Origin of the sequence: uncultured Jatrophihabitans sp., from assembly GCF_964251945.1 — a bacterium.
Classification (GTDB): domain Bacteria; phylum Actinomycetota; class Actinomycetes; order Mycobacteriales; family Jatrophihabitantaceae; genus Jatrophihabitans.
This window is the reverse complement of the sequence record NZ_CAXULP010000001.1, coordinates 1,027,992-1,040,337: the sequence shown is the minus strand read 5'-3', so window position 1 is coordinate 1,040,337 and position 12,346 is coordinate 1,027,992. Positions and strand designations below refer to the sequence as shown.

14 protein-coding genes, 1 tRNA gene and 1 riboswitch are annotated in these 12,346 nt (G+C 71.6%); of the genes, 13 read left to right on the top strand and 2 right to left on the bottom strand.

The window, feature by feature from the left end:
• Positions 1-21 precede the first annotated feature (21 nt).
• A tRNA-Pro gene (locus ACFFBG_RS04870) sits at positions 22-95 on the bottom strand.
• A gap of 82 nt (positions 96-177) precedes the next feature.
• Here ACFFBG_RS04870 and ACFFBG_RS04865 point away from each other — a divergent pair.
• The 11 genes from ACFFBG_RS04865 to gcvP all read left to right on the top strand — a co-directional run bounded on the left by ACFFBG_RS04865 (position 178) and on the right by gcvP (position 9,523).
• Positions 178-768 (top strand): CDP-alcohol phosphatidyltransferase family protein, encoded by a 591-nt coding sequence (locus tag ACFFBG_RS04865; RefSeq protein WP_375476123.1) that lies wholly within the window; start codon positions 178-180, stop codon positions 766-768.
• Positions 769-789: 21 nt separating this feature from the next.
• Positions 790-1,641, top strand: a complete 852-nt coding sequence (locus ACFFBG_RS04860; RefSeq protein WP_375476121.1) for a DUF881 domain-containing protein — start codon at positions 790-792, stop codon at positions 1,639-1,641.
• Positions 1,638-1,970, top strand: coding sequence for a small basic family protein (locus ACFFBG_RS04855; protein ID WP_375476119.1), 333 nt, complete (start codon positions 1,638-1,640; stop codon positions 1,968-1,970). The genes ACFFBG_RS04860 and ACFFBG_RS04855 overlap by 4 nt, the downstream gene beginning before the upstream one ends.
• Positions 1,967-2,689 carry a DUF881 domain-containing protein gene (locus ACFFBG_RS04850; RefSeq protein ID WP_375476117.1) on the top strand — a complete coding sequence of 241 codons (723 nt, stop codon included), beginning with the start codon at positions 1,967-1,969 and terminating at the stop codon, positions 2,687-2,689. The genes ACFFBG_RS04855 and ACFFBG_RS04850 overlap by 4 nt, the downstream gene beginning before the upstream one ends.
• A gap of 71 nt (positions 2,690-2,760) precedes the next feature.
• Positions 2,761-3,147: a glycine cleavage system protein GcvH gene (gcvH, locus tag ACFFBG_RS04845; RefSeq protein ID WP_375476115.1), complete on the top strand. Its 387-nt coding sequence runs from the start codon at positions 2,761-2,763 to the stop codon at positions 3,145-3,147.
• 127 nt (positions 3,148-3,274) lie between these two features.
• Positions 3,275-3,787 (top strand): FHA domain-containing protein, encoded by a 513-nt coding sequence (locus ACFFBG_RS04840; protein WP_375476277.1) that lies wholly within the window; start codon positions 3,275-3,277, stop codon positions 3,785-3,787.
• 46 nt (positions 3,788-3,833) lie between these two features.
• Entirely contained in the window at positions 3,834-4,604 is a 771-nt protein-coding gene (locus ACFFBG_RS04835; protein ID WP_375476113.1) for a MerR family transcriptional regulator, read from the top strand.
• 101 nt (positions 4,605-4,705) lie between these two features.
• Positions 4,706-5,176 (top strand): bifunctional nuclease family protein, encoded by a 471-nt coding sequence (locus tag ACFFBG_RS04830; protein WP_375476111.1) that lies wholly within the window; start codon positions 4,706-4,708, stop codon positions 5,174-5,176.
• 170 nt (positions 5,177-5,346) lie between these two features.
• Complete coding sequence (locus ACFFBG_RS04825) at positions 5,347-5,931, top strand: MerR family transcriptional regulator (RefSeq protein WP_375476109.1); 585 nt, start codon at positions 5,347-5,349, stop codon at positions 5,929-5,931.
• Positions 5,932-5,986: 55 nt separating this feature from the next.
• The gene (locus ACFFBG_RS04820; protein ID WP_375476107.1) at positions 5,987-6,442 is read left to right on the top strand and encodes a VOC family protein; all 456 of its coding nucleotides are present in this window, start codon (positions 5,987-5,989) and stop codon (positions 6,440-6,442) included.
• Positions 6,440-6,538: riboswitch (glycine riboswitch) on the top strand. Its footprint overlaps the gene before it by 3 nt.
• Positions 6,539-6,631: 93 nt before the next feature.
• Positions 6,632-9,523 (top strand): aminomethyl-transferring glycine dehydrogenase, encoded by a 2,892-nt coding sequence (gene gcvP / locus ACFFBG_RS04815; protein WP_375476105.1) that lies wholly within the window; start codon positions 6,632-6,634, stop codon positions 9,521-9,523.
• 70 nt (positions 9,524-9,593) lie between these two features.
• Here the strand turns inward: gcvP and ACFFBG_RS04810 are convergent, their stop codons facing one another.
• Positions 9,594-10,025, bottom strand: coding sequence for an SRPBCC family protein (locus ACFFBG_RS04810; RefSeq protein ID WP_375476103.1), 432 nt, complete (start codon positions 10,023-10,025; stop codon positions 9,594-9,596).
• Positions 10,026-10,050: 25 nt separating this feature from the next.
• Here ACFFBG_RS04810 and ACFFBG_RS04805 point away from each other — a divergent pair, with 25 nt between their 5' ends.
• Positions 10,051-10,908 carry an AAA family ATPase gene (locus ACFFBG_RS04805; protein WP_375476101.1) on the top strand — a complete coding sequence of 286 codons (858 nt, stop codon included), beginning with the start codon at positions 10,051-10,053 and terminating at the stop codon, positions 10,906-10,908.
• Entirely contained in the window at positions 10,905-12,311 is a 1,407-nt protein-coding gene (locus ACFFBG_RS04800; protein ID WP_375476099.1) for a VWA domain-containing protein, read from the top strand. Before ACFFBG_RS04805 ends, ACFFBG_RS04800 begins: the two co-directional genes overlap by 4 nt.
• Positions 12,312-12,346 lie beyond the last annotated feature (35 nt).

Below are 12,346 nucleotides of genomic sequence, written 5' to 3'. Positions count from 1 at the left end.
GTGGCACTGACAATTCGGCTGTCGGGACGACAGGATTTGAACCTGCGGCCCCCTCACCCCCAGTGAGGTGCGCTACCAAGCTGCGCCACGTCCCGCGACCGGATGTCCGGTGCTGCGAGCGTACCGTCCAGCGACGGGTGCCGGCGACCCAGTAGGCGAGACGGTCGAAGGGGATCGGTGGACACGACGACTACCCGCGACGCGACCGACCGGCTGTGGACGGTGCCGAACGCGCTGAGCGTGCTGCGGCTGCTCGGCGTGCCGCTGTTCCTGTACCTGTTGCTCGGCCCGCACGCTGACGCGTGGGCGCTGGTCGTGCTCGCGTCCTCCGGCTTCACCGACTGGCTGGACGGCGTGCTCGCTCGCGCCTTGAACCAGACGAGCGCGTTCGGCGCGCTGCTGGACCCGTTCGCCGACCGGCTGTACATCCTGGCGACGCTCGTCGGGTTGGTGCTGCGGCACGTCATCCCGCTCTGGCTGGCGATCGTGATCGTCGGGCGGGACCTGCTGCTCAGCGCCATGCTGCTCCTGCTGCGCCGCGCCGGCTACGGGCCGCCGACGGTCCACTACCTCGGCAAGGCGGCCACGTTCTGCCTGCTCTACGCCTTTCCGCTGCTGCTGCTCGGCAGGTATCACGGCGTCGCCGCGGACATCGCGCGCCCGCTGGCCTGGGCGTTCACAATCTGGGGCACCGCGCTGTACGTGTGGGCCGGCGCCGTCTACTTGATCCAGGCCGTCGGATTGCTGCGCCGGCCGGTCGCCGCATGAGAAACCCCACGTGAGGACCTGGTGACCTCGGCTGACGGCGGCCGACGGCCGGAGTCCGCGCAGCTGCTGCTCGACCTCGTCCAGAACCCGCTCGACCCTGGGTACCGAGCAGCGGCAGAACGCCGCGGGCCCGACCGCGACCGACGGTGGTACGACCGGCCGCTCGTCGTCGCCGGCTGCCTGCTCATCGGCTTCGTCGCCGTGCTCGCCTACATCCACACCAATCGCGGGGCCCCGCAGGCGGCGAAGGTGCACGACCGGCTGGTGTCCCGGGTCCGCGATGCCGAGCGGTCCACCGACCGCCTCGCCACCCGCGTCGACCTGCTCGGCCAGCAACTCGCCGCGTTGCGGGACCGGGAGCTGCCGCAGTCCGGGGCGCTCGCCGCCGAACTGCGCGCGGAGCAGGCCGCGATCGGCCAGAACCCGACGCACGGCCCGGGCATCACCGTCACGCTGCGCGAGCCGCCGACGCCGACCGCGACGCCGAGCCCCGCGCGTGGCGGCACGTCCCCGATCGACGCCACGAATATCCTCACCGACCGTGACGTCCGCAGCGTGGTCAACGAGCTGTGGCACGACGGCGCCGAGGCGATCGCGGTGAACGGCATCCGACTGAGCGCCGTGACCGCCATCCGATTCGCCGGCGAGGTGGTGCTCGTCGACTTCCAGCCGATCACCTCGCCGTACCGGATCGCCGCGATCGGCGACGCCGACGACGTGTCCACGGCGTTCGCGCAGAGCTCGGTCGCCAGCAGATATCAGACGCTGACCGGCGTCGACCACATCGGCTTCTCGGTCGCCGAGTCGGACAGGTTGTCGCTGCCGGCCGCCGGATCCGGCACCCCCACTTACGCCCGCGCGGTCGCGCGATGATTGCCGGCCTGGCGCTGGTCGCCGGCATCGTCCTCGGCCTCGTGCTGCGCCCGACCGTCCCCAACTGGCTCGAGCCGTACCTGCCGATCGCCGTGGTCGCCGCGCTCGACGCGGTGTTCGGCGGGCTGCGCGCCCGGCTCGACGGGATCTTCGACGCGAAGGTCTTCGTGGTGTCCTTTGTGTCGAACGTCCTGGTCGCGGCGCTGATCGTCTTCCTCGGCGACAAGCTCGGCGTCGGCAGCCAGCTGTCGACCGCCGTCGTCGTCGTGCTCGGAATCCGCATCTTCGGCAACGCGGCGGCGATCCGTCGCCACTTGTTCCGAGCATGACGGGCTCCGGGAGCGGCGATCAGCGTCCGCGCCGGCTGCTGGCCGGGCGGCACACCTCCGCCGCGGTCATCGGGGTGCTCACGCTGCTGCTCGGGTTCGCGATCGCTGTCCAGGTCCATGCGAACTCCTCGACCGACTCGCTGGCCGCGCTGCGCGACGACGATCTCATCGGCATCCTCGACAACCAGGACAACCGCGCCGACCGGCTGCGTCAGCAGCAGACCCAGCTGCAGACCTTGCTGCTGCAGCTGCAGGACAGCGGCAACCGCTCGGCCGCCGCCCGCAAGCAGGCGCTGGCGCAGCAGCAGGCGCTCGGCGTCCTGCTCGGCACCGTGCCCGCGACCGGGCCGGGCGTCACCCTGACTGTCACCGACCCGCAGCGCAAGCTCGACGGCGAGGACCTCCTCGACGTCGTCGAAGAGCTGCGCGGCGCCGGCGCCGAGGCGATCTCGGCAGGGTCGGTGCGGGTCGGCGTCGACACCGCGTTCGTCGGCGACCCCGGCGCCGTGCAGGTCGACGGCGTGCCGCTGACCGCGCCCTACCGATTCGTCGCCATCGGCGACGCCACGACCCTCGACACCGCGCTGAACATCCCCGGCGGCGTCGCCTCGTCGGTCCGCACGGTCGGCGGCGAGCTGACCGTCGTCGAGCACCGGAAGGTCGACATCGAGGTGACCCGGACGTTGCCGAAGACGCGGTACGCCAAGCCCGGCAAGTGACCGAGCGCGGCCGTCCGCCACCACTCGGTAGTGTTCGCCCGAGCACGCACGACGAGCAGGAGGGCCGCGTCATGTCCGACGTCCCGGACGACCTCAGATACACCGCCGAGCACGAATGGGTGCGCGCGACGCAGGGGTCGACGACGGTCCGGATCGGCATCACCGACTACGCCCAGGAAGCGCTCGGCGACGTGGTCTACGTGTCCCTGCCAGCGCTCGGCGACGGCGTGGAAAAGGGCGCGGCGGTCGGCGAGGTCGAGTCGACCAAGAGCGTGTCGGACATCTTCGCGCCGCTCGCCGGCACGGTCAGCGCGCGCAACGAGGCGCTGGACGGCACTCCAGAGCTGATCAACTCCGACCCGTACGGCGAGGGCTGGCTGCTCGAGCTGGAGGTGTCCGACGCCGCCGAGATCGACGGCCTGCTGGACGCCGCGTCCTACGGCGCGCTGGCGGGTTGAGCTCTGTTTGCCTCGATTGCCCTACGTGTCGGCGCCGTCCTAGGCTCTGCGCACCGACCGAGACCGGTTGAAGCGTTCGCCGGCGTCACCGCGATCGGCCGACTCCTGACCCCGAAGGATGGCGCGCGTGTTCTGCACCGCATGTGGCACTGAGAACCCACCAGGCAGTCACTTCTGCGCGAATTGCGGCGCAGCCCTGCCCGTGGCCGCCTCCGGCCCGGACGTCACCACCACGATCAACACCGGCGGCCCTGTCCCCGACACCGACAGCGAGTTCTCCGCCGAGGCCCACCAGGGGGCCATCGACGCCCTGACGCCGGGCTCGGCGCTGCTGGTCGTCAAGCGCGGACCGAACGCGGGCAGTCGATTTCTGCTCGATCAGGACGTCACTTCGGCGGGTCGCCACCCGGACAGCGACATCTTCTTGGACGATGTCACCGTGTCCAGACGGCATGCCGAATTCCGCCGCGAAGGCAGCGGCTACACCGTGCACGACGTGGGATCGCTCAACGGCACCTACGTCAACCGCGAACGCATCGACGCCGCGCCGCTGTCCGGCGGCGACGAGGTCCAGATCGGCAAGTTCCGCCTCGTCTACCTGACAGCGGCGGTGCGCACCGGCGTGGGAGCCAAGGCGTGAGCCGGCCTGCGGGAGGGCCGGCGGGGCAGCCCGGCGGGCAGCGCCGATGAGCGCGTCGCTCGGCTCGATGCCGGCGCCGCGCGGCAACGCCGCTGCCACGCTCACGATCGGCGACGTGCTCGCCCACCTGAAGGTCGATTTCCCCGACCTCACGATCAGCAAGATCCGGTTCCTGGAGGACCAGGGCCTCGTGCAGCCTGAACGCACGCCGTCGGGCTACCGGAAGTTCGCCGCCGGCGACGTCGCCCGACTGCGATACGTGCTGTCCCAGCAGCGCGACCACTACCTGCCGTTGCGGGTGATCAAGGAGCAGCTCGACGCGATCGACCGTGGCCTCGTGCCGCCCGGCACGTCGACGGACAGCCCGCGGGCAGCGCACGTGGCCGTCGCCTCGATCGAGGACAACGCGCCGACCGCCGAGCACTTCCGGCCCGCGCCCGCCGCGATGCGACTGTCCCGCGAAGAGTTGCTGAACGCCACCGGCCTGCGCGCCGACCAGCTGAGCGAGCTCGAGCAGTTCGGCCTGATCAACCCCAAGCCCGGCGGCCACTACGACGACGACGCGCTGGCCGTCGCCAAGATCGTCGTCGACCTCGCCCGCTTCGGCCTCGAAGGGCGCCACCTGCGGGCCTTCCGCACCGCTGCCGAGCGCGAGGTCGGGCTGTTCTCCCAGGTCGTCGGGCCGATGTCGCGCCAGCGCGGGAGCGAGGCGAAAGCGCGCGCCGGGGAAACGGTGCGCGAGCTCGCCGCGCTCTCCGTTCGACTGCATGCCGCGCTCGTCCAGATCGGCCTGCGCGAGGTCGTCGGGGGCGGCTGAGCACCTCGCGAACGCCGCTCCGGCGGGCTGGTCGGGCGTGTAGCGTCGTGGTGCAGCCGCAACGCGGCGCCGCGCGTAGGTAGGTGGAGGAGGTCCCCATCGTGCATCCGATGCGGGTCGTCGGCGTTCGGGTCGAGCTGCCGGCCAACCAGCCCGTCGTGTTGCTGCGCGAAGAGGACGGCGTGCGTTACCTGCCGATCTGGATCGGCGCCGTCGAGGCGTCCGCGATCGCCTTCCAGCAGCAGGGCGTCCAGACGGTCCGGCCGCTGACCCACGACCTGCTGCGCGACGTGATCACCGCGCTGGGCATCCGGCTGGAGGCGGTGCACATCACCGAGTTGCGCGACGACGTCTACTACGCCGAACTGCGCTTCGCCGGCGGCGTCACCGTCAGCGCCCGGCCGTCGGACGCGATCGCTCTCGCATTGCGCGCCGAGGTCGAGATTCTCGGCTCGGACGCCGTCCTCGACGCCGCGGGGATCGAGATCCCCGACGAGCAGGAGGACGAGGTTGAGAAGTTCCGCGAGTTCCTCGACACCATCTCGCCGGAGGACTTCGCGTCCGGCGCGTGACGCCGCTTCCAAGGTCCCCTTTCGGATAAATCTCAGGTCGAGGGTTACGATCCGCGGCGCGTCGGATTGACCGTGGCGCAGGGCGGACTACCGTCAGCACCGGTGAATCACCATCGTGGAATTACGATGGCTGAAGGCGTTTCAGCGCAGGACCGGCGAGAGGGAGACAGTTGCCCAGCATTGAAGGGCCGCACAGTGCCAGCTTTCCCGAGCAGGGCGCGTTGTTCGCCGATCCCGGCGCGCCTGCCGAGGGGCACGTCGTCGGCTATCGCGGCCCGACCGCCTGCGCCGCGGCAGCCATCACCTACCGCCAGCTCGACTACTGGGCGCGCACCGACCTCGTCGTGCCGACCATCCGCTCCGCGTCCGGATCCGGCAGCCAGCGGCTCTACTCCTTCAAAGACATCCTGGTCCTCAAGGTCGTCAAGCGGCTGCTCGACGCCGGCGTCTCGCTGCAGAACATCCGGATCGCGGTCGACGCGCTTCGGCTGCGCGGCGTGGACGACCTCGCCCAGCTGACGCTGCTCTCCGACGGCACCTCGGTGTATGAGTGCACGTCCTCGGAAGAGGTCGTCGACCTGCTGCGCGGCGGCCAGGGCGTGTTCGGCATCGCTGTCAGCGGCGCCTTGCGCGAGCTTCGCGGGTCGCTGGCCTCGCTGCCAGCCGAGCGCGCCGACGGCATCGAGGACGAGGTGACGGCGAATCCGGCCGACGAGCTGGCCCAGCGCCGCCAGCAGCGTTCGGTCGCCGGCTGAGGCTGCGCGCAGACGTCGGTCTTAGGCACGCGGCGCTGATGGAAGTGCCCGTCTGATGGAAGTGCTCAGCGGCCGGGTGCTGCTTCGTCCGCGTGACCGGGCAGCCACCCAACGGTTCTACCGCGACGTGCTCGGCCTGGCGGTGGCCCGCGAGTTCGGCGATCGGGCCGACCCGGGTGTCGTCTTCCACGCCGGCAACAGCTTGATCGAGGTGTCCGGCGCAGGGACGGGCGCCGGTGACGCCTGCCTGTGGCTGCAGGTCCGCGACGTGCACGCCGAGCACCAGCGGCTGCGCGGGCTGGGCCTGCTCGGCGAGCTCGGCGGGGAGATCCTGCGAGCGCCGCAGACCGAGCCGTGGGGACTGGTCGAGATGTGGCTCGCCGACCCGGACGGAACCAGGATCGTGCTCGTCGAAGTGCCCGCCGACCATCCGCTGCGCCGCGACACCCGGCCGCCGCTGCCCGCACCAAGGCAGGGCATGGCGGCTGGTAGCGTGACGTCTGGCTGTTGACGCCGCGCGGGAGAGCCGATCGCATCGACGCAGATGCCCGGCGCCGAAGGGGCAACCACCCCGGAACCTCTCAGGCACCCGGACCGCGCGACCGAGGCCGCTCTGGAGGGCCGCCGCCCGACAGACGGGGACGTCGGTGCCGCGCGTTCTTCGCGCAGCGCGACGTCGGCCCGTCCACCGGAGCGCCTCGTGAGCCAGCCCGACCCCGCCAGCCCTGGACCCGCCCGCCTCGACCTCGCCAGCCTCGAGCACGGCGTGCCGTTTGCCGCGCGGCACATCGGCACGACCACCGAAACCCAGCAGCAGATGCTGGACGCCCTCGGTTACGCCGCGCTGGACGATCTGCTCGCCGACGCGGTGCCGGCATCGATCCGGGAGAAGCTGGCGCTCGCGCTGCCGCCGGCCGCGACCGAGGCCCAGGTCGCCGCCGAGCTGCGCGAGCTGGCGGCGCGCAACCGGCCGCTGACCACCATGATCGGCCTCGGCTACTCCGGCACCGTCACCCCGCCGGTGATCCGCCGCAACGTGCTGGAGAACCCGGCCTGGTACACCGCCTACACGCCTTATCAGCCGGAGATCAGCCAGGGCCGGCTCGAGGCGCTGCTCAACTTCCAGACCGTCGTCGAGGACCTCACCGGACTGTCGGTCGCCGGCGCGTCAGTGCTCGACGAGGGCACCGCCGCCGCTGAGGCGATGGCGCTCGCCCACCGCGCGAGTCGCAAGGGCGACACGCTCGTCGTCGACGCCGACGTGCTGCCCCAGACGCTCGACGTCGTGCGCACGCGCGCCGAGCCGCTCGGGCTGACCGTCGTCGTGCACGACCTCGGTGAGCCGCTGCCGGCTGGCGAGCTGTTCGGCGTGCTCGTGCAGTACCCGGGCGCGTCCGGGGCTGTTCGCGATCTCGCGCCGCTGGCTGACGCCGCACACGAGCGGGGCGCGCTGCTGATCGCCGCCGCCGACCTGCTGGCGCTCACGCTGATCACCTCGCCGGGGGCGGCCGGCGCGGACATCGCCGTCGGCAACACCCAGCGCTTCGGCGTCCCGCTCGGCTTCGGCGGCCCGCACGCCGGCTACCTCGCCGTCCGCTCGGGACTGGAACGCCAGCTGCCGGGCCGGCTCGTCGGCGTGTCGGTCGACGCCGACGGCGCGCCCGCCTACCGGCTGGCGCTGCAGACCCGCGAGCAGCACATCCGACGCGAGAAGGCGACCAGCAACATCTGCACCGCGCAGGTGCTGCTCGCCGTCATGGCCTCCATGTACGCCGTTTACCACGGTCCGGACGGGCTGCGGGCGATCGCCGAGCGCGTCCACCGGCTCGCGGCCGCGCTCGCGGCGGGCCTGCGCGAAGGCGGCGTCCAGGTCGGCGACAAGCCGTTCTTCGACACCGTCACCGCGGTGACCCCGGGCCGCGCTGAGGCCGTCGTCGCCGCGGCCCGCGACGCCGGGGTCAACCTGCGGCTCGTCGACGCGGACACCGTCGGGATCTCCTGCGACGAGGTGACGACCCGGGCCGATCTGGCTGTCGTCTGGGCGGCGTTCGACGTCGCGTTGGGCGTCGAGGACGTGCGGCGGCTGGACGCCGGCGCCCTGCCCGCGCAGACACGCGAGATGGACTACCTGACTCACCCGGTCTTCCACGAGCACCGGTCCGAGACCTCGATGCTGCGCTATCTGCGCAGCCTGGCCGACCGCGACTACGCCCTCGACCGCGGCATGATCCCGCTCGGCTCCTGCACGATGAAGCTCAACGGCACGACCGAGATGGAGCCGGTGACCAATCCCGGTTTCGCGAACGTCCACCCGTTCGCCCCGACGGGCCAGTTCGACGGCTACGCCCAGCTGTTCGACGACCTGCAACGGTGGCTCTGCGAGATCACCGGCTACGACGCGGTGTCGCTGCAGCCCAACGCCGGATCGCAGGGCGAGTTCGCGGGCCTGCTCGCGATCCACAACTACCACCGCGCGAACGGCGACACCGGCCGCGACATCTGCCTGATCCCGGCGTCCGCGCACGGCACCAACGCCGCGTCCGCGGTGATGGCTGGCCTGCGCGTCGTCGTGGTCAAGACCGGCGGCGAGCAGGGCGAGATCGACCTGGCCGACCTCAAGGCCAAGATTGCTCAGCACGCGGACCAGCTCGCGGCGATCATGGTGACCTACCCCTCCACGCACGGCGTGTTCGAGGACCACATCGGCCAGGTCTGCGAGCTGGTGCACGACGCCGGCGGCCAGGTGTACATCGACGGCGCCAACCTGAACGCGATGGTCGGCGTCGCGCGGCCCGGTCGCTTCGGCGCCGACGTCTCGCATCTGAACCTGCACAAGACGTTCTGCATCCCGCACGGCGGCGGCGGCCCCGGCGTCGGCCCGATCGGGGTGCGCTCGCACCTGGCCCCGTACCTGCCGAACCACCCGCTGCAGCCGCTCGCCGGCCCGGCCGGCGGCGCCGGCGCGATCGCGGCGGCGCCCTGGGGGTCGGCGTCGATCCTGCCGATCACCTGGGCCTACATCCGGCTGATGGGGCCGGACGGGCTGACCGCGGCGACCGGCGCGGCGATCCTGGCGGCGAATTACGTGGCGAAACGGCTCGAGAAGCACTATCCGGTGCTCTACTCGGGCGGCAGCGGGTTGGTCGCCCACGAGTGCATCCTCGACCTGCGGCCGATCACGAGGGCCACCGGCGTGACCGTGGACGACGTCGCCAAACGGCTTGTCGACTACGGCTTCCACGCGCCGACGATGTCGTTCCCGGTGGCCGGCACGCTGATGGTCGAGCCGACGGAGTCGGAGGATCTGCGCGAGATCGACCGGTTCATCGCGGCGATGATCGCGATCAAGGGCGAGGTCGACCAGGTCGCGGCGGGGGAGTGGCCGGCCGCGGACAACCCGCTCGCGAACGCTCCGCACACCGCCGAGTGCCTGACGGCGGAGTGGGCGCACCCGTACTCCCGGGAGCTGGCCGCCTACCCGGCCGGCGTCGACCGGCGCTCGAAGTACTGGCCGCCGGTGCGCCGCATCGACGGCGCGTTCGGCGACCGCAACCTGGTCTGCGCGTGCCCGCCGGTCGCCGAATACGCCTGACGCTGTCCCTCCGACTTGTCTGCGCTTCGTCGGCGTCCAGCCCCGTGACACGCGGACAACTTGCAGCGGGTCAGGCGCCGACGCGCTCCCGCAGCTCCTGCATGGAGTTGCGCAGGGCCTGGTCGCGGATCACGCGCTTGATCGGGCCCGGCACGTAGAACCCGACCTCGAACGCGATGTCGATGGTGACGTCGGTGCGGCCGTCGGCGTGCGGTTCGAAGCGGTAGCTGCCGCTGAGCGACTTCAGGTCGCCGTGCTCCATGTGCCATGAGAAGCCGTGCGGCAGGTCGTAGCGATAGCGGGAGGTGTAGCGGACCTTGCGCACCTTCGCGTCCACCACGAAACGCACCAGCAGCGGGCGCGCTTCGTCGTCGCGTTCCATCACTCGGACGGCGAGCATGTTGTCCGACCACTCCGGGTAGCTGTCGAAGTCGAGCAGCGCGGCGACGATCTTGTCGGCCGGCGCGGCGATCGCCTGCGTCAGTCCGCCCGTCTCCACCACCTGCCCATCTTGGCAGGATGGACGGATGTTCGACTCTCCGGACGACGTCGCGAGCTCGCTCGCGGCCGTCCGCTACCTGACCGACCCGGCGACCGCGACGACGGTCTACCTCGCCGCGACACTCGAGAAGCCGCTGCTCGTCGAGGGGCCCGCCGGCGTCGGCAAGACGCAGCTGGCCAAGGCGGTGGCTGAGGCGACGGGCGCCGAGCTGATCCGGCTGCAGTGCTACGAGGGCCTGGACGAGGCCCGCGCCCTGTACGAGTGGAACTACAAGAAGCAGCTGCTGCGCATCCAGGCCAGCGCAGGTGAGGCCGCATGGGAGCAGACGCACGACGACATCTTCACCGAGGAGTTCCTGCTCACCCGTCCGCTGCTCACCGCCATCCGGCGCAGCGAACCGACCGTGCTGCTCATCGACGAGGCGGACAAGACCGACGTCGAGGTCGAGGCGCTGCTGCTCGAGGTGCTCGCCGAGTTCCAGGTGACCATCCCCGAACTCGGCACGGTGATTGCCACCCGCAAGCCGTTCGTGGTGATCACGTCGAACGCGACCCGTGAGCTGTCCGAGGCGCTGAAGCGCCGTTGCCTCTATCTGTACCTCGACTACCCGGGCCCGGAGCGCGAACGCGACATCGTGCTCGCCCAGGTGCCCTCGATCGCGACGGACCTCGTCGAGCAGGTGGTGCGCACGGTGGCGACGCTGCGCGCGCTGGAACTCAAGAAGTCGCCGTCGGTCGCCGAGACGATCGACTGGGCGCGCACGCTCGTCGCCCTCGGCATCGACGACCTCGACGAGGCCGCGATCGGCCGCACGCTCGGCGTGGTGCTCAAGCACAACTCCGACCTCGCGCGGGCGGCGAAGGATCTCGGGCTGCCGCGGTGAGCCTGCTCGAGCGGCAGTTGGCCTTCGTCAACGCGCTCCGGGCGGCCGGGTTGACCGTGTCGGTGGCCGAAGGGCTGGACGCGGTTCGGGCGATGACAGCGCTCGACTTGACGGACCGCGAGCAGCTGCGGGCCGGCCTCGCGGCCTCGCTGGTGAAACGGCAGCTGCATCGCCCGGCGTTCGACGCGGCGTTCGAGGTCTTCTATCCCGCGGTGATCGGCGAGTCCGCCGTCCCGGCCAGCACCACCGTGCCGCCGCCGCGCGATCCGGACGCCGCGCCCCGCGGCCCGCTCGAGGACCCGGTCCGCGACCGTATTCGCGCCGACTTGGCTGACTACCTGCGAGATGGCGGCGACGACGCCCGGCTCGACCAGCTTGCCCGGGAAGCGGTCGCGGCGTTTGGCTCGGTGCCGAGCGGACGCCCGGGCGCGATGTCCTGGTCGCGCCAGGCGACGCTGTCCAGGGTGTCGCCAGAGACGCTGATGGCCGGCCTGCTCGCCGCGGTGCTCGCCGGTCAGGAACGGGGCGGGCTGGCCGAGCGGCGCGCGCGAACGATGATCGAGGGCCGAGCGGCGCGCTTCGCCCGTCGCGTCGAGGCCGACGTGCGGCGACGCCTGGCGGAGGCGACCGACGCGGAGTCGACGGTCCGCCGCACGATGCGCCCGACGCTCGAGCGGGTCGCCTTCCTCGGCGCGACGCGCGCTGAGCTCGCGGCCCTACGCAGGGAGATCCAGCCGCTCGCGCGCCGGCTCGCCGCGCGGCTGGCGCAGGACCAGCGGCGCGGCTCGCGCGGGTCGCTGGACTTCCGCCGCACGATTCGCGCGTCGCTGTCCTCCGGCGGCGTGCCGCTGACGACCGTGCAGCGACCGCGCCGGCCGGCGAAGACGGATCTGGTCGTGCTCTGCGACGTCAGCGACTCGGTGACCTCGTTCGCGCACTTCACGCTGCTGCTCGTGTACGCCCTGCGCGAGCAGTTCAGCCGCGTCCGCGCGTTCGCGTTCGTCGACGAGTTGGACGAGGTGACCCGCTTCTTCGCGCCGGGCGGCGACGTGCTGGACACCGTCACCAGGCTCGCCGCGGAGGCGGACGTAACGGCACTGCTCGGCCGCACCGACTACGGCGCGGCGTTCTCCTTGTTCGAGCAGCGCTTCGCCGACGTCGTCGGCGGCCGGACGTCGCTGCTCGTGCTCGGCGACGCGCGGTCAAATTACGGGCGCCTCGCGCTCCCCGCGCTGGCGAAACTGGTCGGCCGCGCGAAGCACGCGTACTGGCTCAACCCGGAGCGACGCTCGATGTGGGACACCGGCGACTCGCGGGCCAGCGAATTCGCCGCGATCCTGCCGATGGTCGAGTGCCGCAACCTCGCCCAGTTGGGCGAGTTCGTCCGCGACCTCGCGTCCTGAGTGGGTTCCCTCGGGATATCCGCCGACGACGGCGC

Bases quoted from the DNA above. Each gene is read 5' to 3' on its own strand.
- ACFFBG_RS04855 (WP_375476119.1), top strand. From the start codon at position 1,638: ATGATTGCCGGCCTGGCGCTGGTCGCCGGCATCGTCCTCGGCCTCGTG.
- ACFFBG_RS04850 (WP_375476117.1), top strand. From the start codon at position 1,967: ATGACGGGCTCCGGGAGCGGCGATCAGCGTCCGCGCCGGCTGCTGGCC.
- gcvH (WP_375476115.1), top strand. From the start codon at position 2,761: ATGTCCGACGTCCCGGACGACCTCAGATACACCGCCGAGCACGAATGG.
- ACFFBG_RS04835 (WP_375476113.1), top strand. From the start codon at position 3,834: ATGAGCGCGTCGCTCGGCTCGATGCCGGCGCCGCGCGGCAACGCCGCT.
- ACFFBG_RS04820 (WP_375476107.1), top strand. From the start codon at position 5,987: ATGGAAGTGCTCAGCGGCCGGGTGCTGCTTCGTCCGCGTGACCGGGCA.
- ACFFBG_RS04805 (WP_375476101.1), top strand. From the start codon at position 10,051: ATGTTCGACTCTCCGGACGACGTCGCGAGCTCGCTCGCGGCCGTCCGC.